The organism is Pseudomonas protegens CHA0, from assembly GCF_000397205.1.
Classification (GTDB): Bacteria; Pseudomonadota; Gammaproteobacteria; order Pseudomonadales; family Pseudomonadaceae; genus Aquipseudomonas; species Aquipseudomonas protegens.
Map to the genome: position 1 here is coordinate 2582348 of NC_021237.1, position 23957 is coordinate 2606304.

23 protein-coding genes are annotated in these 23957 nt (G+C 66.1%); 15 read left to right on the forward strand and 8 right to left on the reverse strand.

Annotation, left to right across the window (positions count from 1 at the left end; genetic code table 11):
- Positions 1-17: 17 nt before the first annotated feature.
- A complete protein-coding gene (locus tag PFLCHA0_RS11690) occupies positions 18-1046 on the reverse strand; it encodes a purine-nucleoside phosphorylase (RefSeq protein WP_041117289.1) in 1029 nt (342 codons plus the stop codon).
- Positions 1047-1133: 87 nt separating this feature from the next.
- The gene (locus PFLCHA0_RS11695) at positions 1134-2090 is read right to left on the reverse strand and encodes a nucleoside-specific channel-forming protein Tsx (RefSeq protein WP_015635066.1); all 957 of its coding nucleotides are present in this window, start codon (positions 2088-2090) and stop codon (positions 1134-1136) included.
- 262 nt (positions 2091-2352) lie between these two features.
- On the opposite strand from PFLCHA0_RS11695, the gene PFLCHA0_RS11700 reads away from it, so the two are divergent.
- Genes PFLCHA0_RS11700 through mnmH form a run of 3 tightly spaced genes read left to right on the forward strand, consistent with a single transcriptional unit; the run spans position 2353 to position 4929 of the window.
- Positions 2353-2754 (forward strand): nuclear transport factor 2 family protein, encoded by a 402-nt coding sequence (locus PFLCHA0_RS11700; RefSeq protein WP_230493591.1) that lies wholly within the window; start codon positions 2353-2355, stop codon positions 2752-2754.
- A 43-nt stretch (positions 2755-2797) separates the two neighbouring features.
- Positions 2798-3832, forward strand: a complete 1035-nt coding sequence (gene selD / locus PFLCHA0_RS11705) for a selenide, water dikinase SelD (protein WP_015635068.1) — start codon at positions 2798-2800, stop codon at positions 3830-3832.
- The gene (gene mnmH, locus PFLCHA0_RS11710; protein ID WP_015635069.1) at positions 3832-4929 is read left to right on the forward strand and encodes a tRNA 2-selenouridine(34) synthase MnmH; all 1098 of its coding nucleotides are present in this window, start codon (positions 3832-3834) and stop codon (positions 4927-4929) included. Before selD ends, mnmH begins: the two co-directional genes overlap by 1 nt.
- A 168-nt stretch (positions 4930-5097) precedes the next feature.
- Here the strand turns inward: mnmH and PFLCHA0_RS11715 are convergent, their stop codons facing one another.
- On the reverse strand, positions 5098-6153 hold the full coding sequence (locus PFLCHA0_RS11715) for a permease (protein WP_015635070.1): 1056 nt from the start codon (positions 6151-6153) through the stop codon (positions 5098-5100).
- Between the two features lie 367 nt (positions 6154-6520).
- Positions 6521-7297, reverse strand: coding sequence for an IclR family transcriptional regulator (locus PFLCHA0_RS11720; protein WP_011060579.1), 777 nt, complete (start codon positions 7295-7297; stop codon positions 6521-6523).
- Positions 7298-7468: 171 nt separating this feature from the next.
- Between PFLCHA0_RS11720 and PFLCHA0_RS11725 the strand changes: the two genes are divergently transcribed.
- Genes PFLCHA0_RS11725 through PFLCHA0_RS11740 form a run of 4 tightly spaced genes read left to right on the forward strand, consistent with a single transcriptional unit; the run spans position 7469 to position 10985 of the window.
- Positions 7469-8239, forward strand: a complete 771-nt coding sequence (locus PFLCHA0_RS11725; RefSeq protein ID WP_015635071.1) for an ABC transporter substrate-binding protein — start codon at positions 7469-7471, stop codon at positions 8237-8239.
- A gap of 60 nt (positions 8240-8299) precedes the next feature.
- A complete protein-coding gene (locus PFLCHA0_RS11730) occupies positions 8300-8956 on the forward strand; it encodes an amino acid ABC transporter permease (RefSeq protein ID WP_011060581.1) in 657 nt (218 codons plus the stop codon).
- Positions 8953-9699 (forward strand): amino acid ABC transporter ATP-binding protein, encoded by a 747-nt coding sequence (locus PFLCHA0_RS11735; RefSeq protein WP_015635072.1) that lies wholly within the window; start codon positions 8953-8955, stop codon positions 9697-9699. Before PFLCHA0_RS11730 ends, PFLCHA0_RS11735 begins: the two co-directional genes overlap by 4 nt.
- Positions 9696-10985, forward strand: a complete 1290-nt coding sequence (locus PFLCHA0_RS11740) for an NAD(P)/FAD-dependent oxidoreductase (protein WP_015635073.1) — start codon at positions 9696-9698, stop codon at positions 10983-10985. Before PFLCHA0_RS11735 ends, PFLCHA0_RS11740 begins: the two co-directional genes overlap by 4 nt.
- Here PFLCHA0_RS11740 and PFLCHA0_RS11745 read toward each other — a convergent pair whose 3' ends face one another.
- Positions 10986-11660, reverse strand: coding sequence for a hypothetical protein (locus PFLCHA0_RS11745; protein ID WP_015635074.1), 675 nt, complete (start codon positions 11658-11660; stop codon positions 10986-10988).
- Positions 11661-11887: 227 nt separating this feature from the next.
- Between PFLCHA0_RS11745 and PFLCHA0_RS11750 the strand changes: the two genes are divergently transcribed.
- The 7 genes from PFLCHA0_RS11750 (at position 11888) to PFLCHA0_RS11780 (ending at position 19743) form a co-directional block, all read left to right on the forward strand.
- The gene (locus PFLCHA0_RS11750; RefSeq protein WP_015635075.1) at positions 11888-12592 is read left to right on the forward strand and encodes a glutathione binding-like protein; all 705 of its coding nucleotides are present in this window, start codon (positions 11888-11890) and stop codon (positions 12590-12592) included.
- A gap of 217 nt (positions 12593-12809) precedes the next feature.
- Positions 12810-13712: a PhzF family phenazine biosynthesis protein gene (locus PFLCHA0_RS11755; RefSeq protein WP_015635076.1), complete on the forward strand. Its 903-nt coding sequence runs from the start codon at positions 12810-12812 to the stop codon at positions 13710-13712.
- Positions 13709-14305: a hypothetical protein gene (locus PFLCHA0_RS11760; protein ID WP_041752143.1), complete on the forward strand. Its 597-nt coding sequence runs from the start codon at positions 13709-13711 to the stop codon at positions 14303-14305. The genes PFLCHA0_RS11755 and PFLCHA0_RS11760 overlap by 4 nt, the downstream gene beginning before the upstream one ends.
- Positions 14306-14591: 286 nt before the next feature.
- Entirely contained in the window at positions 14592-15566 is a 975-nt protein-coding gene (gene hemB / locus PFLCHA0_RS11765; RefSeq protein ID WP_015635078.1) for a porphobilinogen synthase, read from the forward strand.
- 110 nt (positions 15567-15676) lie between these two features.
- Positions 15677-16198 carry a sigma-70 family RNA polymerase sigma factor gene (locus PFLCHA0_RS11770; RefSeq protein ID WP_015635079.1) on the forward strand — a complete coding sequence of 174 codons (522 nt, stop codon included), beginning with the start codon at positions 15677-15679 and terminating at the stop codon, positions 16196-16198.
- Positions 16195-17166, forward strand: a complete 972-nt coding sequence (locus PFLCHA0_RS11775) for a FecR family protein (RefSeq protein WP_015635080.1) — start codon at positions 16195-16197, stop codon at positions 17164-17166. The genes PFLCHA0_RS11770 and PFLCHA0_RS11775 overlap by 4 nt, the downstream gene beginning before the upstream one ends.
- Positions 17167-17268: 102 nt before the next feature.
- Positions 17269-19743 carry a TonB-dependent siderophore receptor gene (locus PFLCHA0_RS11780; protein WP_011060591.1) on the forward strand — a complete coding sequence of 825 codons (2475 nt, stop codon included), beginning with the start codon at positions 17269-17271 and terminating at the stop codon, positions 19741-19743.
- On the opposite strand, the gene PFLCHA0_RS11785 is transcribed toward PFLCHA0_RS11780, so the two are convergent.
- Positions 19740-20690 carry a LysR family transcriptional regulator gene (locus tag PFLCHA0_RS11785; protein ID WP_015635081.1) on the reverse strand — a complete coding sequence of 317 codons (951 nt, stop codon included), beginning with the start codon at positions 20688-20690 and terminating at the stop codon, positions 19740-19742. The genes PFLCHA0_RS11780 and PFLCHA0_RS11785 overlap by 4 nt on opposite strands.
- A 161-nt stretch (positions 20691-20851) precedes the next feature.
- On the opposite strand from PFLCHA0_RS11785, the gene PFLCHA0_RS11790 reads away from it, so the two are divergent.
- The gene (locus PFLCHA0_RS11790) at positions 20852-21709 is read left to right on the forward strand and encodes an SDR family NAD(P)-dependent oxidoreductase (RefSeq protein WP_015635082.1); all 858 of its coding nucleotides are present in this window, start codon (positions 20852-20854) and stop codon (positions 21707-21709) included.
- On the opposite strand, the gene PFLCHA0_RS11795 is transcribed toward PFLCHA0_RS11790, so the two are convergent.
- Together PFLCHA0_RS11795 and PFLCHA0_RS11800 are read right to left on the reverse strand one after the other, a co-directional pair.
- On the reverse strand, positions 21696-23246 hold the full coding sequence (locus PFLCHA0_RS11795) for an FAD-dependent oxidoreductase (protein ID WP_015635083.1): 1551 nt from the start codon (positions 23244-23246) through the stop codon (positions 21696-21698). The genes PFLCHA0_RS11790 and PFLCHA0_RS11795 overlap by 14 nt on opposite strands.
- Positions 23247-23297: 51 nt before the next feature.
- Positions 23298-23912, reverse strand: coding sequence for a LysE family translocator (locus PFLCHA0_RS11800; protein ID WP_011060595.1), 615 nt, complete (start codon positions 23910-23912; stop codon positions 23298-23300).
- Positions 23913-23957: the final 45 nt, after the last annotated feature.

Sequence of the window (23957 nt, forward strand, 5' to 3'; positions counted from 1 at the left end):
CGCTCCCGGGAGAGAAATCAGGTCTCGGGCACGCCCTTTTCCCAGGCCGACCAGTTGCCGAGGATGTCCTGCACCAGGGGGTTGCCCGCCCGGTAGAGGTTTTCCAGGGCCGGGACAAAGCCGCCCTGGTCGGCGTACTTGAGCAGGTTGTCCACTTCGCTGGCCCCCGGGGCCGGGCGGTCGAAGTCGGAACCGGCGCGCACCACCGCCAGGCGCTGGATGTCCAGCAGGCCCTCGCGGCTGGCCCGCAGCAAGGCTTCGTAGGTGGAGTTGTCTTCCTGCTGGGTGGTGCAATAGGTGCCTTTGTTGTCGGTCAGCAAGCGGGTCCAGACCTCCGCCCGTTCGCTCAGGCGGGTGCCGGAAAACCAGGTGTTGCCCGCCAGGGTGTCGCAACGGGTCACCACCGGTGGCTGGTTGGCCGGGGCCTTGGGGTATTTCAGGCGCCAGGCCGCCGACTCCTTGCTCTCGCTCAGGGCCACGTTGCGGCTCAGGGCGAAGGCCTTGGCCTGGAGCTTGGGGTTCAGCTCGAAGACTTCGGTCTTGTAGTCCAGGGGCGGTTTTTCGTTGGGGCCCTTGGTGTTGATCCCCAGGTAGCCGGTGGGCCAGCCCTCGGGCGCATCCCGGGAGTCGATTTCCCACTGGGTGCCGAACTCCACCAGGTAATGGGCCCAGGCGGCGGTGCCGATGGTGCCGTGCTGGGGGCTGATGCCGGCGATCCCGGCAATCAGGAAATAGCTCTTGCGCAGGTCGAATTTGGGCGACAGCGCCAGGGCCAGGGTCGACGCCGCGGCATTGGTCTGGCCCATGCCCGTGGTCAACAGGCACACCTCCCGGTCGTTGCAGCGAATCACCGGATACTCCGCCGCCAGCCCCGGCACGCGGATCTCGCGCTTGAGCTCCAGGCGCTCGATCCAGTGCTGCGCTTCCGGCGCGAACATGCTGATCAGCACCACCTTGGGCTTGATCGGTGCCTCACTGGCCCAGGCGCCGCTAGCCACCAGTGCGCTCAAGCCCATTGCCCACGAAACCTTTTGAATCCCACGCATACAACCTCCATGACTGCCGTTAATTGGCGCTTATCCTGCCTGATCCAGGTTGCAACTCAGCGCAACCTGTTCCGTCTTGGCACTGCTCTAGAACTGATAGCCCACCCCCGCGTAATAGCCCCAGCCATTGGAGCGGGCACGGAACTCGCCATCACCGAAATTCAGCACGCTGCCATCCTCCCAGTTGCCGCCGTTGTGGAAGTAGCGGCCCACCAGGGTGAAGCGCAGGTGGGTGAAGGAATAGAGCAGCACGTTGGTGGCCACCGTGGCATTGGCGGTGCGGGCCGGGTTGTCCTTGTGCAGGTCGGAGCCGAAATCGAAATTGGTGAAGCCGATGTAGGTCAGCGAGGCGCCGTTGCTGAAGCTGTCGATGGGCACGATGTATTTCAGCTGGGCGCGATAGCCGTCCCAGGAATACTCGTTGCTGGCGCCGTAGTTTTCCCACTGGTAGCGGCCGTAGAAGTTGGCCGAGAGGTTGACCCGCGAATGGGTGTCGATGTCGGTGCCCAGGCCGCTGTACAGGGTGTTGGCGCGGTTGGCGGTGCGGCTGCCGTGGTCGTAGATCCAGTCGAAGGCCACGTACCACTCCTTGAACGGGCCGATGGCCAGGCTGCGGCCGGCCAGGTAGTCGATGGAGATTCGCGGCTCGTGCTCCATGAACAGCGGCGAGCCGTGGTCCCAGATGCCCTTGTCGTGGCTGTTGCCGATGTCGAGGATCTTCGGCAGGTCGATGTAGCCGTACAGCTCGAAGGGGCCCTTGCGCCCGAAGTATTCGTATTCCAGGTAGATGTCGTCTGCCGGGCGCGGGCCGAAGCTGATGTCCTTGCTGCCGATGAGCATCAGGTCCTGGTTGTACCAGTCGGAGAGGTAGGCGCCCTGTTTGGCCGGTTGTACATCGGCGCTCAGGCTTTCGCCCTGGGCCGAGTCGTCCGCCGGGGCGGCGGGGGGCTGGGCGAAGGCGCTGGGTAGACCCGTAACGCCGGCCAGCCACAACGAAACAGCCAGGGTACGGCAGGACGCATGGCGTCGCAGAGGGTTGAGCATGGAAAGTCCCTGTTCTTGCAGTGTGAAGTCCCTTGTGCTCGACACTTCGAAAGAAGGCGGCGAACACCCACAAAATTACAACTCGCAAACGTTTGCATATGGCGTACCAACTTGAAACAGCGGCTTGCGACAAAGGCGTGAATGGCCGCGGGATTGGCGCTTGGGGCGGGGTGCGTGCCGATGGCGGGGAGGGCCGGGCGCTGCAGGCCTGGGCAATGCCCGGCCCCCAGGCCCGGCGCTGGTGCAGGCGCGCAATGCTAGAGTGCGCCACTTACCCGCCACCACCTCGGGAGTGACCATGGAGCTGTCCGACCACCTGCTGATGCTTGAACGCCAGTTGCAACAGGCCGAAGTGCGTGCCGATCGCCAGGCGCTGGAGGCCTTGCTGGCCGATGACTTTCTTGAATTCGGCGTCAGCGGCGGGCGCTGGGACAAGGCCCAGGTGCTGGCCAGCCTGCCGCAGCAGGTGTTCATCGAACGGCGCATCAGCGAGTTCGCCGTGCAGTGCCTGGGGGCCGACCTGGCCCAGGTCACCTACCTGTGCCATAACGCCGCAGCGCCCGGGCGGGCGGCCAGCAGTGCCTGGCGCAGCTCGCTGTGGCGCTGCCAGGAGGGGCGCTGGCAGATGCTGTTCCATCAGGGCACGCCGCGGCCAAGTGCCTGAGGGCTCTGCTAGAATCCCCGTCCCAGACTTGACGAGGTGCCCCATGAGCGAGCCGATTCGCCTGACCCAGTACAGCCACGGAGCCGGTTGCGGCTGCAAGATTTCCCCCCAGGTACTGGAGGTGATCCTGGCCGGCAGCGGGGCGCAGAACCTCGACCCCAAGCTCTGGGTCGGCAATGCCTCGCGCGATGACGCGGCGGTGTACGCCATCGATGAAGAGCGCGGCGTGGTCTCCACCACCGACTTCTTCATGCCCATCGTCGACGACCCCTTCGACTTCGGCCGCATCGCCGCCACCAACGCCATCAGCGACATCTACGCCATGGGCGGCGACCCGCTGATGGCGATTGCCATTCTCGGCTGGCCGGTGAACGTGCTGGCCCCGGAAATCGCCCGGGAGGTGATCCGCGGCGGCCGCGCCGTATGCGACGCCGCGGGCATTCCTCTTGCGGGCGGGCACTCCATCGATGCGCCGGAGCCGATCTTCGGCCTGGCGGTCACCGGGCTGGTGGAAAAGCGCTTCATGAAGCGCAACGACACCGCCACCGCCGGTTGCCTGCTGTACCTGACCAAGCCCCTGGGGATCGGCGTGCTCACCACCGCCGAGAAAAAGGGCAAGCTGCGCAGCGCCGACATCGGCCTGGCCCGGGACTGGATGTGCACCCTGAACAAGCCCGGCAGCCGTTTCGGCAAGCTCGAAGGGGTGACCGCGATGACCGACGTCACCGGTTTCGGCCTGCTCGGGCACCTGGTGGAAATGGCCGACGGCAGTGGCCTGACCGCGCGCATTCACTACGACCGCGTACCGCGCCTGCCGGGGGTCGAATACTACCTGGACCAGGGCTGTGTGCCCGGTGGCACCTTGCGCAACTACAGCAGCTACGCCGACAAGGTCGGGCGAGTGCAGGAACTGCACAAGCGCGTGCTCTGCGACCCGCAGACCAGTGGCGGGCTGCTGGTGGCGGTAACCCCGCAAGGCAATGCCGAATTCCTGGCCCTGGCGGCGGAACTGGGCCTGGAACTGGCGCCGATTGGCGAGCTGGTAGAGCGACAGAGCCACGCGGTCGAGGTGTTCTGATGTCTCTGGACTGCACCGACTACCGCGAGATCTTCCTCAACGACCGGCCGATGATGGACACCCGCGCGCCGATCGAATTCACCAAGGGCGCCTTTCCCGGGGTGCTCAACCTGCCCCTGATGACCGACCAGGAGCGCCAACGGGTCGGCACCTGCTACAAGCAGCAGGGCCAGCAGGCGGCGATTGTCCTGGGGCATCAACTGGTGTCCGGCGCGATCAAGGAACAGCGCATCCAGGCCTGGGCGGATTTTGCCCGGGCCCATCCCGACGGCCTGCTGTACTGCTTTCGCGGCGGCCTGCGCTCGCAGATCGTCCAGCAGTGGCTCAAGGACGAAGCAGGCATCGCTTACCCGCGGGTCGGCGGCGGCTACAAGGCCATGCGTACCTTCCTCCTGGACACCACCGAGCAGGCCCTGCAGCAGTGCGATTTCGTCCTCCTGGGGGGCATGACCGGCACCGGCAAGACCCAAGTGCTGGGCCAGTTGGACAACGCCCTGGACCTGGAAGGCCACGCCAACCACCGCGGCTCCAGCTTCGGCCGCCGCGCCACCGGCCAGCCGAGCAACATCGACTTCGAAAACTGCCTGGCGGTGGACCTGCTGAAAAAGCGTGAGCGCGGCGTGCAGAGCTTTGTTCTGGAAGACGAGAACCGCATGATCGGCAGTTGCGCCTTGCCGCTGCCGCTGTACCAGAGCATGCAGGGCTTGCCCATGGTCTGGCTGGAGGACAGCCTGGCCAACCGGGTGCAAAGGATCCTTGACGACTACGTGGTCAACCTCTGCGCCGAGTTTGTGGCGGTGCATGGCGAACAGGGCTTCGCGCTGTTCGCCGAGCGCCTGCTGGAAAGCCTGAACAAGATCCACAAGCGCCTCGGTGGCGAGCGTCACCAGCGCCTGTTCCTGCTGATGGAAGCCGCGCTGGCGGAACAGGCCCGCAGCGGCGACGTGGAACGGCACCGGGCCTGGATCAAAGGCTTGCTGGGTGAATACTACGACCCGATGTACGCCTTCCAGCGCGAGAGCAAGGGCGCGCGGATCGAGTTCAGCGGCGAGCACGGCGCCGTGCTCGATTACCTGCGCCAGCGCTCACCGCGCTGATTCGTTCGCCGGCAAGCCGGCTCCTGCAGGGCCGCTCCCACCGACCGTAGGAGCTGGCTTGCCAGCGAAGGGGCCCGCGAGATCGCCTTCGCCGGCAAGCCGGCTCCTACATGGGCAGCTCCCCACCGACCGTAGGAGCTGGCTTGCCAGCGAAAGGGCCCTCCAGCCCTACAACAACACCGCACCAATCAACCCGCAGACAATCCCCACCAGCATGGTCAGCACGGCCACGGTCACCAGTACCCGGGCATCGAAATCCTTGCGCAGCATCAGCAGCGACGGCAGGCTGATGCTCGGCAGGGTCATCAGCAGGGCCACCGCAGGCCCGGTGCCCAGGCCCAGGGTCATCATGGTCTGGACGATGGGAATCTCTGCCGCCGTGGGGATCACGAACAGGGTCCCGGCGATCGCCAGCGGCACCAGCCACCACAGGCTGTCACCCATGGCGCCGTCGATATGCGGAAACAGCCAGACCCGCGCCGCGCCCAGCACCAGTACCGCCAGTACGTAGATCGGAATGGTGCTCCAGAACAGTTGCCACAGGGTCTTGCCCCAGCGGCTGAGGAACGGCTGGTCGTTCACCGTGCTGGCTTCCACCACCGCATCCACCGCGGCTTCGGGCAGTTGCTCGGGGCCGGCGACACGCTGCGCCACCAAGGACACGCCCAACACCAGGACAATGCCCGCCACCAAGCGCAGGGCGGAAAAGCCCCAGCCCAGGACAAAGCCCATGAACACCAGGGTGGCCGGGTTGAGCACCGGGTTGGCGATCCAGAACGCCAGGGCCGCACCCACCGAAACCTTCTGCCGGCGCAGGCCAGCAGCCACCGGCGCGGCGCAGCAGGAACACATCATGCCCGGCAGGGCGAACAGCCCGCCGCGCAGGGTCGAGCCGAAGCCGGCGCGGCCGAACAGGCGCAGCAGCCAATCCCGGGGAATCAGCACCTGCAGCAGGGAACCCAGGATCACCGCCAGCACCGCAGCCTTCCAGATGGCCAGGAAGTACACCTGGGAATAGGCCAGGGCGGCGCTCCAGGGCGAGCTCTGCTGATCGTTGAGGATCGAGGCTCCGATGCTGTGGCTGTCGGCGGCGACAAAGGCCTTGAGGTAGTAGGGCGACCACTTCACGTAATACAGGCCGATGGCGGCGACCAGCAGGAACAGCAGGGGTTTGCACCAGAACGCCCAGCCGCGGTTGGGCTGGGTGGAGGCGAGGTTGGACATGAAAGGTATTCCGCACGAAGACAATAAGCGCGAATTGTAGCCGCTGGCGCCGGCGCGCTGCGAACCGATCTCGTCCGGCCTTGCCTGGCGATCCCCCGTCGGGAGCTCATCGGCCTTGAGAACGCCGCGTCCCTGCGAGCCGTTCGTCCGAACGCGGCCCGAGCCTGTGGTAGCGGCTACACAAATCCTTGATCGGCACTGGCCCTGTAGCCGCTGCCGAGCGTCAGCGAGGCTGCGCAAAGGCCCGCAGGGCCTTGCCTGGCGATCCCCCGTCGGAACTCTGTCGGCCTTGAGAGCGTCGCGTCCCTACGGGCCGTTCGTCCGAACGCGGCCCGAGCCTGCGGCAGCGGCTACAGGAGAGTGATTTTCAAAGGGTGCGAATCGAGGTGCGGATGGCCCTGGCGCATTCGATCACCGAGGGCGCGAGCTTGCGTTCGGCTTCTTCCAGGGTCCAGCGGCTGCTGGGCACCACCACGTGCACCGCGGCCACCGGCAAGCCCTTGCCATCGAGGATGGGCGCGGCTATCGCCATGTCGCCCAGGAACAGTTCTTCCGGGTTCAGGGCATAGCCGCGGCGCTGGGTGGCGTCGATCTCGCGCTGGATCTCGTCCAGGTCGGTGCGGGTGTGCCGGGTGTGGGCCTTGCGGTCGCTGGCCTGGAGGATCTGCAAGGCCTCGGCGGCGGGCAGGGCGCTGAGGTAGGCGCGGCCCGAGCCGGTGCAGTACATCGGGATACGACTGCCGATGGGCATGTGGATGGGGATGAACTTGGGCGCCACGAAGCGCGCTACATAGACCATGTCCAGGCCATCGGGCTCGGTGAGGTTGGTGGTTTCCCCGGTGACCTGGGCCAGCTCGGCGAGGAAGGGGTTGGCCACGTCCACCAGGGTGTCGGCGGCCAGGTAGTTGTAGCCGATCTCCATCACCCGCGGGGTCAGCTGGAAGCGCTTGGTCTGCGGGTGCTTACGCACGTAGCCCAGCTGTTCCAGGGTGTGGATCATGCGCTGCGCCGAGCTTTTGTTGATGTCGGCGGCCGTGGCGATTTCCGCCAGGTTCATGGTCCGTTGCGCGGCGTTGAAGGCCCGCAGCACCGCCAGGCCTTTCTCCAGTGACTGGTTGAAAAGGGAGTTGTTGTTATCGCTCATGACCAGTCCTTTCAGGTTATTTTGTGTTTTGAATATCGATATTCGATATTTATAAATCTCTTTACGATTTTTGTAAATTGTTTATAGTCGGGCTCATGCCTCCTGCCTTCCACAACAGAGGCTATCCATCACGGACTTCAAACAATAAAACCGTCCAATGGGAGATTCGCCATGCACACCCGCACTCGCGTCCTTGCACCCGCTGTTTTCGCATTCTGTTGCGCCCTTGGCCTGGGCCTTTCGGCGTCGGCCCAGGCCGAGCCGCTGTACAAGGTCGGGGCCACCGCCACCGGCATTCCCTTCACCTTCCTTGACGTCAAGAGCCAGAGCATCGAGGGCATGATGATCGATGCCGCCCGGGCCGTGGGCAAGGCCGGCGGTTTCGCCGTGGACATCCAGCAGACCACCTTCGCCGCACTGATCCCCTCACTGACCTCGAACAAGATCGACATCATTTCCGCTGCCATGCTGCGCACCCCGGTGCGCGAGAAAGTGGTGCAGTACTCCGACCCGGTGTTCAGCTACGGCGAGGGCCTGATCGTCAAGGCCGACGACGCCAGCGACTACCGCCGCATGGAGGACCTGGCCGGGGAAACCGTCGGCGCCCAGGTCGGCACGGTGTTTATCGACGAGTTGAACAAGCGCGGGATCTTCAAGGAAGTGCGCGGCTACGACTCGATTCCCGATCTGATGCGCGACCTGGCCCTGGGGCGGATCAAGGCCGGTTTCGCCGACCGGCCGATCCTCGCCTACCAACTGGCCCAGGGCACCCAGAACAAGGTGCGGCTGGTCAAGGGCTACCAGCCGGTGGTCATGGGCGATGTCTGCCTGATCGTGCGCAAGGGCGATGCCCAGACCCTGGCCGAGGTCAATCGCGGGATCGCCGCGATCAAGGCCGACGGTACCCTGGACCGCATCATCGAGCACTGGAAGCTCAACTGATCCAGTCGCGGCCCGGCGCCTGGCCCGGGTCCCTTTCCTGCTGATTAAACGGGTCTCTCCATGTTTCTCCAGAACGCTCTGGACTTCCTGCCCATTCTGTTGAAAGGCGCAGTGGTCACCCTGCAGGTCACCGTTGGCTCCTTCGTGCTCAGCTCGCTGATCGGCCTGGTCTTCGCCTTGATGATGGTGTCCAAGGTGCGCTCGGTGGCGTTGTTCGCCATCGGCGTGGTCAACGTCATTCGCGGGCTGCCGATCATCGTCCAGCTGTTTTACATCTACTTCGTGCTGCCGGATTTCGGCATCCAGCTCACCGCCATGCAGGCCGGGGTGATCGGCCTGGGCATCGCCTACTCGGCGTACCAGGCGGAAAACTTCCGCGCCGGTATCCAGGCCATCCACCAGGGGCAGATCGAGGCCGCCGAATCCATCGGCATGCGCGGGCCGATGATCATGCGTCGGGTGGTACTGCCCCAGGCCCTGCGCATCGCCTTGCCGCCCTACGGCAACACCCTGGTGATGATGCTCAAGGACTCGTCCCTGGTGTCGACCATCACCGTGGCCGAGATGACCCGGGCCGGGCAGCTGATCGCTTCCTCGACCTTCGAGAACATGACCGTCTACACCCTGGTGGCCTTGCTCTACCTGGCCCTGAGCCTGCCGCTGTCCTTTGCCCTGCGCCGCCTGGAAGCGCGCATCAGCACCCGGAGAAAGCCATGATCCAGATCAAGGGCGTACACAAGAGCTTTGGCAACGTGGCGGTGCTCGAAGGCATCGACCTACAGGTGCACAGCGGTGAAGTGGTGTGCCTGATCGGGCCCTCGGGGTCCGGCAAGTCGACCCTGCTGCGCTGCATCAACGGCCTGGAAAGCTACGAGCAGGGCGACATCCTGGTGAGCGGGGCGCGGGTCGACCGGCAGGCCAAGAGCATCCATGAACTGCGTACCCGGGTGGCCATGGTGTTCCAGCGCTTCAACCTGTTTCCCCATCGCACGGCCTTGCAGAACGTCACCGAGGGGCCGATCTACGTCAAGAAACAGGACCCCCGGCAAGCACGCCTGCGGGCCGAGGCGCTGCTGGAAAAGGTCGGCCTGGCCCATCGCATGCACGCCTACCCGGACGAGCTCTCCGGCGGCCAGCAGCAACGGGTGGCCATTGCCCGGGCGCTGGCCATGGACCCGGAGGCGATTCTCTTCGACGAACCGACTTCGGCGCTGGACCCGGAACTGGTGGGCGAGGTGCTGGCGGTGATGCGCAAGCTGGCCGACGAGGGCATGACCATGATCGTGGTCACCCATGAAATGGGCTTTGCCCAGGACGTGGCAGACCAGGTGTGCTTCCTCCACAGCGGGCGCATCGTCGAGGCCGGGCCGGCGCGTACCGTGCTCAGCACCCCGAGCCATCCGCGCACCCAGGACTTCCTGCGGCGCCTGCTCAACCAGGGCACGGAGGTGCAGGCATGAGTGTGTCCCAGACCCTGCGCATGCCGCCCTCGCTGTGGGCCGCCACGGCCAGGCCGGCCGAGCACACCCCGGCACTGGCCGAGGACCGGGAGGTCGATGTGGCGATTGTCGGCGCCGGCTACACCGGGCTGGTGAGCGCCCTGCGCCTGGCCCAGAGCGGCGCCAGCGTCTGTGTGCTGGATGCCGGCGAGCCCGGTTGGGGCGCCTCCGGGCGCAACGGTGGGCAAGTGATCCCCGGGCTCAAGTTCGACCCCGAGCAACTGCTGGCCAAGTTCGGCCCGGTACAGGGCGAGGCGCTGATCGATGCCGTGGGTGGCGCGGCCGATGAAGTGTTCGAGCTGATCAAGGAACACGGCATTCGCTGCGACGCCACCCGCAAGGGCTGGATCCAGCCGGCGTTTTCCGGCGCGGCGATGCACACCCTGGAGCAGCGCGCCGAGCAGTGGCGCCAGCGCGGCGTGGCCGTGGAGTTGCTGGACAAGGCCGCCGTGAGCCAGCGCATCGGCAGTTCGCAATACCTGGGCGGCTGGGTCGACCCGCGGGCCGGCAGCCTGCACCCGCTGAACTACGCCCGGGGCCTGGCCCGGGTGGCGATGGGGCTGGGGGTGAGCATTCACGGCCAGAGCCGGGTCCGGAAGCTGCAGCGCGATGGCGGGCGCTGGACCCTGGAGACCGACCGCAGCGCTCGGGTGCGTGCCTCGAAGGTACTGCTGGCGACCAATGGCTACACCGACGACTTGTGGCCGGGGTTGCGCCAGACGGTGATCGCCGCCAACAGTTTCATCATCGCCACCCGGCCGCTGCCTGCCGAGCTGCGCCAGAGCATCCTGCCGGGCGGCGAGGTGTGTTCCGATGCCCGGCGCCTGCTGCTGTATTTCAAGCAGGACGCCCAGGGGCGCCTGCTGCTGGGTGGGCGCGGGCCGTTTTCCGAGCCGCGCCGGGATGCCGACTGGAACCACCTGGAGCGTTCGTTGCTGAACCTGTTTCCGCAATTGGCGGGCGTCCCCATCGAGTATCGCTGGAGCGGGCGCGTGGCCCTGACCCCGAGTTTTCTGCCGCAGTTGCACGAGCCGGCGCCGGGGCTGTCGATCCTGCTGGGCTACAACGGGCGCGGCATTGCCTTGTCGACCCTGCTGGGCAAGCACCTGGCGGCGCGGCTGACGGGAGCGGGGCAGGGTTTTCCTTTCCCGGTCACGCCATTGCGGCCGATTCCGCTGCACGGCCTGCAACGCCTCTACCTGGGAGCGGGGATAGCCTGGTACCGGTTGCTCGACGCCCTGGGCTGATCAGCTCGGGCAATCCTGCTCGCCGCCGTCCAGGCCCTGTTTGTAGCTCTGGCTGTGCAGGCTGGCCTTGCCGTTGCGCCAGGTCAGGGTCAGCACGTACAGCGAGTCGAAGTCGCTGGAGGCCCAATCCTCGGTAATCGGGCGCTTCTCGCCCACGGCTTCTTCGGCGACCTTGTTGATCAGCTCCGGCAGGTAGCCGTGGGACCAGGCGGTGTAGATGATCGAGTTGTGGTAGCGGTCATGCAGCAGCTCGTCCGCCAGGTCGCTGGTGTCATTGGCGGCAAAGTCGATGTTCACCGGCAGGCCGAGCTTGATGGCGCTGGGGCTGATGGTCATCAGCGGGCGGATATAGCTGTAGGAGTTGTCCAGCTCGCCTTCCTCGACGTTGCGCGTGGGGTTGGCGGCGAACACGTACTGCGCCTTGCCGAATTTCTCCGGCAGCAGCGAGGCCAGGTCGATGGCCCGGTTCAGGCCCTGGCAGTTGAGCTGCCCGAGGCCGCCGGCGGGCTTTTCCGCGTGGCGCAGGAACACCAGGGTCTGGGTGCCGTCCACCGGTTGCGCGCGGCTGGCGCTGGATTCCAGGGACAGGCACAGGGCGCCGCCCAGCAACAGGGCCGGCAACGGCAGGTAGCGGCGGTGCTTGAAGTGGCGGGCAAGGCGGCGGGGCAGGTTCATGGTGCGGTCATTCTTCAAGTGCGATGCGTGAGGCTGACAAACCCATGTTCCCTGTCGTTGCTCATGGCCTGATCGGGCCGTGGCTTATGAGTCCCTGAACGGCTTTTGGTTCGATTGCAGGCAGCTTAAGCGCTGCATGTTGCCGATTTAAGAAAACCCGGCGGATAATTCCCCGCCGTTGCCCATCCGTGGCGCCGCCCCCTTTTGATTGAGACTGGAAGCCTGTCATGAGCGATCTTTCCGCCTTTGCCGTCACCCAGAAATGGCCTGCGCAATTCCCTGAGTGGATTCAGTTGTATTCCTTGCCGACCCCCAACGGGGTCAAGGTCTCGATCATGCTCGAAGAGATCGGCCTGCCCTACGAGGCGCATCGGGTCAGCTTCGAGACCCAGGACCAGATGACCCCGGAGTTCCTCAGTGTCAGCCCGAACAACAAGATCCCGGCGATTCTCGACCCCCACGGCCCGGGGGACCAGCCGCTGGCGCTGTTCGAGTCGGGGGCGATCCTGATCTACCTGGCGGACAAGAGCGGGCAACTGCTGGCCCAGGAGTCGGCGGCGCGTTATGAAACCATCCAGTGGCTGATGTTCCAGATGGGCGGCATCGGCCCGATGTTCGGGCAGGTGGGGTTCTTCAACAAGTTTGCCGGCAGGGAGTACGAGGACAAGCGGCCGCTGGAGCGCTACGTGAACGAGGCCAAGCGTCTGCTGGGGGTGCTGGACAAGCACCTGGGGGGGCGCGAGTGGATCATGGGCGAGCGCTACACCATTGCCGATATCGCGACCTTTCCGTGGATTCGCAATCTGATCGGGTTCTATGAGGCGGGTGAATTGGTGGGCATCGACAACTTCCCCGAGGTCAAGCGAGTGCTGGCCAAATTCGTGGCGCGCCCGGCGGTGATCCGCGGGTTGGAGATTCCCAAGATTTCTTGACGCACGCACGCCCTGTAGCCGCAGCCGCAGGCTGTGCACGAGCGCGCAGCGGTGGCGGCGATCCCAAGAATGCCAGGGGGGTGTCTGGGGGCGCCCAGCCAGGGCCTGCGTACCGAACGCAGCCCGCTCTTTCGCAGCCTCACCCTGGCTCGGCAGCGGCTACAGCCAACGTTGTGCCTCATAACGCTGGGCCTTATTAAGAAACAGGAATTTTTGCATGCGCCCCTTAAGTTTCAAGCAAGTCGATGTCTTCAGCTCGACTCCCCTCAAAGGCAACCCCTTGGCCGTGGTATTCAACGCTGACGAGCTCAGCACCGAGCGCATGGCCACCTTCGCCAACTGGACCAACCTCAGCGAAACCACCTTTCTGCTCCAGCCCCGCGATCCCCGGGCCGACTACCGCCTGCGGATCTTCACCACCACCCAGGAATTGCCCTTCGCCGGCCACCCGACCCTGGGCAGTTGCCACGCCTGGCTCGAAGCCGGCGGCGTGCCCCGGGGCGAGGAGATCATCCAGGAGTGCGAAGTGGGCCTGGTGCGCATCCGCCGCCAGGGCGATCAGTTGGCCTTTCTCGCGCCGCCGCTGCTCAAGGCCGGCCCGGTGGAGCCCCAGGTGCTGGAGCAGGTGCGCCGTGGCCTGCGCCTTACGCCCGGGGACATCGTGCAGGCGCAGTGGGTCGACAACGGCGCCGGCTGGCTGGCGGTGATGCTCGGCGAACGCCAGCAGGTGCTGGACCTGCAACCGGACTACCCGGCGCTGATCGGTCTGGCGGTCGGGGTGATCGCGCCCTGTGACCCCGAGCGTGATGACAGCGACGCGCAGTTCGAGGTACGGGCCTTTATCGCCGGTGATGGCATGCCCGAAGACCCGGCCACCGGCAGCCTCAATGCCGGCATCGCCCAGTGGTTGCTGGGCGCCGGGCTGGCACCGGCTCGCTACCGCGTCAGCCAGGGCCTGAGCATGGGCCGGGCAGGGCGGATTGACGTGGAACAGATCGGCGATGAAATCTGGATCGGCGGCACGGCACGAACCTGCATCGAAGGGCACCTGCGGCTTTTCCCAAGCAGTGAGCAAACGTGCGAGAACACACCTTCGCCCACTGGACCGAGGCATCCATGAGCGCGCTGGCACCTGGCGATTTTGCAGGCACCGGCACGCACAAGCCGGCACGGCTCCTGTGCGCCTGGGCCCAGGTTGTGTCCTGGAAGGGCTGGATGCTGCGGGCAGGCCTGCTGGGTTTGCTGGCGCTTGATCCACTGCTTTGCATTGCACAAACCACAGCGGTCAAACAACCGCCCGGCCCGGCAACCTTGCCTGGTAATACACCGCGCAGCGAATCCGCGGCATCCGCCAGCGTGGCGGCCACGCCAGGGGACAACGGCGTGGCGGTGAATGCCACGTGCAACCTGCCGGTCAAGCCATCAGCCGGCAAAGTCGTGGAGATATATTGGACCCAGGGCCCGGAAAATCGTCGCGTGGTGGGCCGCGAGGCTGACCATTACGTCGATCTCAATCTGATCGTTCGAACTGTGGGTTACCGGCCTGGCGAGTGCATCGAAGCGACGATTCAGTCCGAAAACGCTGCCGATGAAGTTGCCGACCGGATCAAGAAAATCGTGCTCAGGGGAAAGGTTGACGATACCGGCATGGCCTACTTCAAAACGCCTCTGAAGGACTACACCCTCAATTTGCAGGGCAGTGAGCCGCCGTAGTGTGCACACCCGTGCGGGAGCCAGGAGCTGCTGCAAGCGGTCAACCGCCGGATTTGTCGCACGTAGGTTTTTCAATGGCGGCTGCCGCTGTTGCGTCAGATGGTCGCAGGCTGGCCGCGTCGAGTGGCCGATACCCCCTGGATCGCGGGGCCTCAAGGGCATTGTTACGGCTTGGGCAAGACTCTCTTGAGCCGTGCGGGTTTGTACCGGGGCGGCTGCGGGCATAAGCTTTCAGCCTTTTTTCGCCATAGCTCGTGTTGTTTCGCGCTCAGCCTTAGGAAAAATCATGTCCAGCCAGTTCCCAGAAGCCCGTCCGCGTCGCCTGCGTCGCTCCGAACAACTGCGCAGCCTGTTCCAGGAAACCGAATTCACCCTCAACGACCTGGTGCTGCCGATTTTCGTCGAGGAAGAAATCGACGATTTCGTGCCGATCAAGAGCATGCCCGGGGTGATGCGCATTCCCGAATCCAGGTTGGCCGGCGAGATCGAGCGCTACGCCCGCGCCGGGATCAAGTCGGTGATGACCTTCGGCGTCTCCCACCACCTGGACTGCGACGGCAGCGATACCTGGAAGGAAAACGGCCTGGTGTCGCGCATGTCGCGCATCGCCAAGGATGCGGTGCCGGAGATGATCGTGATGTCCGACACCTGCTTCTGCGAATACACCGATCACGGCCACTGTGGCGTGATGCACGGCCATGAAGTGGACAACGACCAGACCCTGCTCAACCTCGGCAAGCAGGCGGTGGCCGCGGCCCGTGCCGGCGCCGATGTGATCGCGCCGTCGGCGGCCATGGACGGTCAGGTCCAGGCCATCCGCCGCGCCCTGGACGCCGCCGGCTTCACCCAGACGCCGATCATGGCCTATTCCACCAAGTTCGCCTCGGCGCTCTATGGCCCGTTCCGTGAAGCCGGCGGCAGCGCGCTCAAGGGCGATCGCAAGAGCTACCAGATGAACCCGATGAACCGCCGCGAAGCGGTGCGCGAGTCCTTGCTGGACGAGCAGGAAGGCGCCGACTCGCTGATGGTCAAGCCCGCCGGGGCCTACCTGGACATCATCCGCGACATCCGCGAGGCTTCGCGCCTGCCGGTGGCGGCGTACCAGGTCAGCGGCGAGTACGCGATGATCAAGTTCGGCGCCCAGGCCGGCGCCATCGACGAGCAGCGAGTGGTGCGCGAAACCCTGGGTTCGATCAAGCGCGCCGGTGCCGATCTGATCTTCACCTACTTCGCCATGGACCTGGCCCTGGCCGGGATCTGATCAGGCCCCGCAGCACTGCCACGAACGTCGCCCGGCGTTCGTGGCTATTGCCAAGACTTCCGCCTCTACATGACAATGCGATTCATTATCAAATATGAATCCTTACTGTCATGCCCGCCGACGACTTATCCCTGCGCTGTGCCGTCACCGACCTCTACACCCATCACCATGGCTGGCTGCAGGGCTGGTTGCGCCAGCGCCTGGGCAACGCCTTCGATGCCGCCGACCTGGCCCAGGACACCTTCGTGCGGGTGCTCAAGGCGCGCAACGCAGTGGAGATCCGTGAGCCGCGGCCCTACCTGTCGCGCATTGCCCGGGGCCTGCTGATCGATCTGTTTCGCCGACGTTCCCTGGAGCAGGCCTACCTCGAAGCCCTGGCCCTGGTACCCGAGGGCGAGCACCCGTCGCCGGAGGAGCAGAGCGTGCTGTTCCAGGCGCTGATGGAAATCGACCGGCTGCTGGATGGCCTGGGGCCCAAGGTGAAACAGGCTTTCCTTCTGTCCCAGTGCGACGGCCTGACCTACGAACAGATCGCCGAGCGCCTGCAGATTTCCGTGCGCAGCGTGAGCAACTACATGGCCAAGGCCATGGAGCATTGCTGCCTGATGCAGATGCGGATGCAGCTGTCATGAGTTTCGCCGGCCTGCAACTGAGCGTCGGCGAGCGCCAGGCCATCAGCGGCGCGGCACGCTGGTACGCGCAATTGCGCTCCGGCAGCGCCAGCGAGCAGGAGCAGGCCGCCTGGCGCGAATGGCTGGCCGCCGATCCCTTGCACCGCCAGGCGTGGGAACGCATGCAGCAACTGGGCGAGCAGATGTCGGCGCTGCCCGGCGGCCTGGCCGGTTCCGCCTTGCGCGGGGCAGGGCGCTCGCGCCGCGAGCTGATGCGCAACCTGGTGGTGCTGGCCTCGGCCGGTTCCCTGGGCTGGCTGGGCTGGCGCAGCGACAGCGCCCAGCAACTGCTGGCGGACTACCGGACCCAGATCGGCGAGCGCCGGCAAGTGCGCCTGGCGGACGGCACTTCGCTGCTGCTCAACACCAACACCTCGATCAACGTGCAGTTCGACAGCCAGCAACGCAAGGTGCAGCTGTTGTGGGGCGAGATGCTGGTCAGCACCGCTGCCGATCCCTTGCAGCGGCCGTTCCGGGTCTTCACCCGGGACGCCGAGGTGCTGGCCCTGGGCACTCGCTTCGTGCTGCGCAGCGATGAGCGTGAGGAGCAGGTGGCGGTGCTGGAGCACGCGGTGCAGGTCAGCCTGGGCGCAGGCCTTGCGCCGCGTCGGGTCGAGGCCGGCCAGCAACTGGCGTTCAGCGCCGGGGGCTTTGCCGCGCTGCGGCCCAACGATGCCGCTGTGGGTGCCTGGCGCCAGGGCAGCATCATCGCCATCGACCGGCCCCTGGGGGAATTGCTGGCCGACCTGTCGCGCTACCGCCGCGGGGTTGTGCAGTGCGATCCGCAGATTGCCGGGCTGAAGATCTCCGGGGCCTTCCCCGTCGATGACACCGACCGCGCCCTGGCGGCGCTGGAAAGCGGTTTCTCCCTGCAGATCAAGCGCTACACCCGCTACTGGGTACGGGTTTCCGATAGCCGCGTGGGTTGAATCCGCGGGGCGAAAAAAAATTCAAGGGTCTTTGCATGTTTGCCCCTCCTGGTCCGGCTTATCCCCCAGTGGATTCATTTTCGTTAGCGGGGAAGGCAAAGCATGTCTGATGTTCACAAGTCGAAGTTGGCCCAGGCGATCAAGGTCGGGCTTTGGGGCGCACTGGCGGTCTACGGTGCGGCACTGCTGCCGTTGACCGCAGTGGCGGCCAGCGAACAGACCGCGGTGCGCCGCTTCGATATTGCCGCCGGTGACCTGACCGAGGTGCTGAGCCGTTACGCCAGCGCTGCCGGCGCGGCAATTTCCTTCGATGCCCGGCAGACCGCCGGCCTGCGTTCGGCGGGGCTCAAGGGTGAATACGGGGTACAGGAAGGCTTTGCGCGGATTCTCGCCGGCAGCGGCTGGCAGGCCGAGCCACAGAGCAACGGCAGCTTCGTGCTGCGCCCCGTACCCCAGGGCAGCGGCGCTCTGGAGCTGGGCACGACCCAGGTGCAGGGCCAGGAGCTGGGGGCCACCACCGAGTATTCCGGTTCCTACACCACCGGCGCGGTCACCATCGGCAAGGGCCAGCACTCGCTCAAGGAAACCCCGCAGTCGGTGACCGTGATCACCCGCAAGATGCTCGATGACCAGAACCTCAACACCATTGACCAGGTGATGGAGAAGACCCCGGGCATCACCCTTTACGACTCGCCCATGGGCGGCAAGTATTTCTACTCCCGGGGCTTTCGCATGACCGGCCAGTACCAGTACGACGGCGTGCCCCTGGACATGGGTAGCAGCTACGTACAGGCCGACAGCTTCAGCAGCGACATGGCCTTCTATGACCGGGTGGAGATCCTGCGCGGCGCTGCCGGCATGCTCAAGGGCGCGGGCGGCACGGCCGGCTCGGTGAACTTCGTGCGCAAGCGCGGCCAGGCCACGCCGCACACCGAACTGACGATGTCCGCCGGCAGCTGGGACAACTACCGGGCCCAGGTGGACACCGGCGGGCCGTTGAACGATGCCGGTACCGTCCGCGGCCGGGCGGTGGTGACCCAGCAGACCCGGCAGTACTTCTACGACTTGGGCGAGCGCAAGGACCAGGTCTACTACGGCGCCCTGGATTTCGACCTCAGCGACGCCACCACCCTGGGCCTGGGCATGGCCTATGAAGACGTCGACTCGCGCCCGTGCTGGGGCGGCCTGCCGCGCTACAGCGACGGCAGCGACCTCAAGCTGGGCCGCTCCACCTGCCTGAACACCGCCTGGAACAATTCGCGCAGCAAGCGCGCGACCTATTTCGCCGACCTGCGCCAGCAACTCAACGATGACTGGGCGCTGAAGGTAGCCGGGGTCTACACCCGCAACACCCAGGATATCGAGTACGCCTTCCCCAGCGGTTCGGTGCCGGTGGGGGCCAGCCGTTCCAGCACCCTGATGCTGGGCAGCATCTACGACTACGACCAGGTGGACTACGGCTTCGATGCCTATGTCGACGGGCACTTCCAGGCCTTTGGCCAGGAGCACGAGCTGACCTTCGGCGCCAACGCCAGCCGCTCGATCAAGGACGACTTCTACGCCGTGGCCGGCTTGCCCCAGCGGCAGAACGTGCTGGACCCCGATCACCACCTGCCCAAGCCAGATGACAGCTACTACGAAAGCAACTCCACCCGGGGCGGCCCCACTGATCTGCGGATCCAGCAGCAAGGGTTGTATTCCACTGTGCGCCTGAAGCTGGCCGACCCGCTGACCCTGGTCATGGGCAGCCGGGTCAGCTGGTACAAGTCGCAGAACGATTCGGTGGCCTACTGGCGCGATACGCGCACGCCCAGCAGTGCCCGATCCAAGGAAACCGGCGAGGTCACGCCGTTCGCCGGGGTGCTGTACGACCTCAACGACAACCTCACGGCCTACGCCAGCTACTCCAGCATCTTCACCCCCCAGGGCAGCTATCGGACCCTGGACGGCGCCTCCCTCAAGCCGCTGGTGGGCAAGAGCTACGAGCTGGGGATCAAGGGCGAGTGGTTCGATGGCCGCCTCAACAGCGCCTTCAGCCTGTTCCGCACCATCCAGCAGGACGCGCAGCAGGACGACCCGGCCTGCCCGGACAGCACCTGCTCGCTGAACTCGGGCAAGGTCCGCGCCCAGGGCTTTGAAGCGGAGCTCAGCGGTGAGGTGATCGAACGCCTGCAAGTGCTGGCCGGCTACACCTACACCCAGACCAAGACCCTGGAAGACGCCAACAGCGCCAACAACGGCTTGCCGTTCACCACCTACGTGCCGCGGCACCTGCTGCGGGTCTGGGGCGACTACCAGCTGGGCGGTGCCCTGGAGCGCTTCACCGTGGGGGCCGGGGTCAACGCCCAGAGTGACAACTACCGGGTCTCGCCCACCAGCGGCAACCACATCCGCCAGGCCGGCTATGCGATCTGGAACGGACGCATCGGTTACCGCATCGACGACACCTGGTCCCTGGCGCTGAACGGCAACAACCTGCTGGACAAGCGCTACTACACCACCATCGGCACCGAAGGCTTCGGCAATTTCTACGGTGACCCGCGCAACCTCACCCTGTCGGTCAAGGCCGACTTCTAAGGCCCGGTGGCGGTCGCGCAGGCCTTCTGCACGGCCGCGTCAGGCTTTGGGAGCCCGGCGTCGAGCAAGGCCATGAATCGCTGCAGCTGTGGCGAAGGGTTGTCCCGGTGCCAGTTCATGTACAGCCCGATGCTTGGCCCGGGCTGCGTGCCCATGGCCCGCAGCGGGCGGTAGGCGACGCTGCCCTGCAGCACCGCATCGGCCATCGAGCGGGGTACCAGGGCCACGCCGAAACCGCAGCCCACCAGGCCCAGCTGGGTCTGGACCCGGGCCACTTCCTGGACCACCTTCGGGGTGAACCCGGCCGCGCTGCACAGCGCCATCAGCTGGTTGTGGTAGCCGCTGCCCAGGGCCTGGGGCGTGAACACGAAGTCGTCGTTGGCCAGCTCCCGCAGGTCCACCTCTGGCGCCTGGGCCTGGGGGTGGTCGTGGGGCAGGGCGATGACGATCGGCTCATCGAGGATCAGGCGCGAGGCTATCTGCCCTTCGGGCAGCGGCAGCTCACGCATGAACGCCAGGTCGATGTCGCCGCCGAGCAAGCCCTTGAGCTGCTCGGCCGAAGGCAGTTCCCGCAGTTCCAGGCGCACCTCGGGCAAGGCCTGGCGAAAGCCCCGCAGGCTGGCGAGCAAGCTCGGGTAGCCGGCCAGTGACAGGCTACTGACGCGCAGGCTGCCGGCCAGGCCCTGGGCAATATGGCGCGCCTGCTCGATGCCCTGTTCCAGGGTAGCCAGGGTGCGCCGGGCGCTGTGCAGAAAATCCGCCCCGGCCGGGGTCAGGGCCACGCCTCGACGATTGCGCCGCAGCAGGCTGAAACCGAGTTTTTCCTCCAGGCGGGCGATGGCCTGGCTCAGGGGCGGCTGGGCCATGTGCAGGCGCGTGGCGGCCTTGTGAAAGTGCAGTTCTTCGGCGACGGCGATGAACTGGCGCAACAGGCGCGTTTCGATCATGGCGATGCTTCCTGGCTGGGGGCCTTGGGACTGTAAACCCCAAGGCTCATGGTTTCACAGCGAATTCATTGATATCAAAAACCTCTCACAGAACCTGGAATTTAGTATTAAGTCACTGATTTTCATGCTGTTACCCTGGAATTCACACAGGAGGGAAGAGCATGGATTTCAGCGGCAGAACGGCGATTGTCACCGGCGCCGGGCGCGGCCTGGGCTTGAGTTATGCACGGGCCCTGGCCCGTCGTGGTGCCCAGGTGGTGATCAGCGATTGCGGGAGTGACGGCAGCGGTAGCGGGGCGGATGACAGTGTCGCCCATGATGCGGTGCGGGCCTTGCGGGCCAGCGGTGCCAGGGCGCTGGCCGACACCGCCGACCTGGGCACCGAGGCCGGTTGCCAGGGGCTGGTGCAGCGCACCCTGGAGGCCTTTGGCAGCCTGGATATCCTGATTCACAACGCCGGCTGGGTTGGCTACCAGGCGCTGGAGCAGACCGACGCCGGGTTTCTCGAGCGCATGCTGGGGATCAACCTGTATGCGCCCATCTGGCTGGCCAGGCATGCCTGGCCCCATCTGCGGCAGTCCGCCGCACCGCGGCTGCTGTTGACCACCTCCGACCGTGCGCTGTACCCGGAATATGCCCAGCCGGGGCTGCTGGCCTACTGCGCGGGCAAGATGGCCCAGGTCGGGATCATGAATGCCCTGGGCCAGGAAGGGGCGGAGCACGGGATCCGGGTCAACGCGGTGTCGCCGGTGGCCAAGACCCGCATGTGGGGCGTCAGCGAGGAGCCGCCGGAACTCAAGCCGGACTGGGTGACGCCGGGGGTGCTGTTTCTGGTCAGCGAGCAGTGCCAGGACAGCGGCTACATCCTGCGGGCCAGCAATGGCCAGTTCAGTGCCTGGCGCCCCCAGGAGGCCCCCGGTGTGGATTACCCCCGGGACCTGAAGCGGATCGCGGCGGCCACGCCGGAGCAGTTCGCCCGGCGCTGGGGGCAGATCAAGCAGCCTTTCATCGGGGCTTGAGGGAGGGGGCGGCGCTCTGCGGGGAGATCTCCCGTTCGCGGAAGTAGCGCTCCAGCACGCGCGGGTCGGCCGAGCGCTCGGCCAGGGCCACGTAGGTGTCCGGGCGCAGCAGGTAGAAGGCGTTGCGCGCCAGCCCCGCGGCGGCATGGGCCGGGCGCCAGTCGAAGGTGCGCAACGGCACCTGGTGCGCGGTGCACCAGTCGCGCAGGGCGTCACTGGTGACGCCGTAGACATGCACCTGCCAGCCCAGGTACTCCAGGCTGTCGAAGTTGTCGTGTTCACCATCGCGCACCCAGGGCAGGCGGTCGCCGCCGTGCACCGGGCCGACGCCGCCGGCGCTCAGGGGCATGCCGCGGTAGTTCAGGGTGATCTGCGACACGGTACGGAAGAGAAACTCCCGGGCGCTGTCGAAGGCGGCGATCTTCGGCAGCAGCAGGGGCGCCAGGCGGGTGCGCGCCAGGTAGGCCACCGGGCCGTCGGCGGTGGCGAAGCTGAACACCCGGTCGGTGGTGGCCACCAGGCGCCGGGCGAACTCCATGCGTTCGGTGGCGTAGGTTTCCAGCAGGCGTTCGGCACTCTTGCCGCTCAGTACCGCTGCCAGTTTCCAGGCCAGGTTGATGGCGTCGCCGATCCCGGTGTTCATGCCCTGGCCGCCGGCCGGGCTATGCACGTGGGCGGCGTCCCCGAGGAGGAACACCCGGCCGGTGCGAAACTGCTCGGCCACCCGGTGATGCACCTTGTAGGTGGAGAACCAGTTGACCTGGGCCACCTCGACCTTGAGCTGGCGCATGGCGCGCTGGCTGACATCCTCGAAGCGCAGGTTCTCCGGGTGCTCGGCACGCTCGTCGCGCACCGTGCCGATCAGCCGTGCGCGGCCGCTCTGGGCCAGGGGGAACACCGCGAGAAAGTCGGCGTCGTCCAGGTCCACGTGCAACTGGCCGTCGATGCTCGGGCCGCTGGCCTGCACATCCGCGACGTAGAACACCTGCTGGTAGGTGCCGCCGGGAAAGCTGGTGCCCAGGGTCTTGCGCACCGTGGAGCGGGCGCCGTCGCAGCCGGCCAGGTAGAAGGCCTGGCAGTGTTCTTCGCGCCCGTCGGGGCCGCGCAGGCGGGCGTTGATCAGGTGGCCGTGGTCGGTGAAGGCCAGCAGCTCGGTGTTGCGTTCGACCTCCACCCCCTGCAGCGCCAGGCGTTCGATCAGCAGTTGCTCGTGTTCGTCCTGAGGAAAGATCTGCAGGAAGGGGTAGGGCGTCAGGTCTTCGCCGATGGCGTTGAACGGCAGGTGGGCGGCGCGCTCGCCCTTGACCCAGAGGTTCACCGCCGGCACATGGTGGCCGCGCTCGACGATGGCCCGGGTCAGGTCCAGCTGGCGGTACAGCTCAAGGGTTCGCGCCTGCACCGCCAGGGCCCGGGAGGTAGTGCCCGGGCCCGGGGTCTTGTCGATGATCCGCACCTTGACCCCCTGCCGGCGCAGCCAGAGCGCCAGGACCAGGCCGGTGGGGCCGGCGCCGATGATCAGTACGTCGCTGCAATTCATGGGCTTGCCCTCGGTAGACGATCAAGGTCATGCAGGCGGCTGCCGCCGGGCTCAGCGCTGGGCGAAGGCCAGGTTCAGGCCGAGCCCGGCGAAGCTTGCGGCAAAACTGCGGCGCAGCCAGTTCTGCACCTGGGGCGACTCGATCACCGCGGTGCGGAACAGGTTGGCCAGCAGGCCATAGAGCACGAACACGAAGAAGGTCATGGCCATGAACACGCCGCTCAGGAGCAGCATCTGCGGGATCGGGTCGCTGCCGTCATGGGCGATGAACTGGGGCAGGAAGGCCAGGAAGAAGAGGGTCAGCTTGGGGTTGAGGATATTCAGCAGGCAGGCCTTGAGCATCAGCGCGCCGGGGCCATGGCTGACGGCGTTGCTGTCCACGGCGAAGGCCGAGCGGTCGCGCCAGGTGGCGTAGGCCAGGTACAGCAGGTAGGCGACGCCGGCGAACTTCAGGCCCTGGAAGGCCAGCGCGCTGGAGTGCAGGATGGCCGACAGGCCGAGGATCGAGGCCAGCAGGTGCGGGACAATCCCGGCGGTGCAGCCGATGGCGGTGAACAGGCTGGCGCGCTTGCCGGCCACCAGGGCGGTGGAAATGGTCAGGATCACGCCGCTGCCGGGAATCAGCACGACGATCAGGCTGGTGATCAGGAAATCCAGGGTCAACATCCGGGCATCACTCCATTGAGGGCAGGCGCGGGGTTAGGGCTGGGC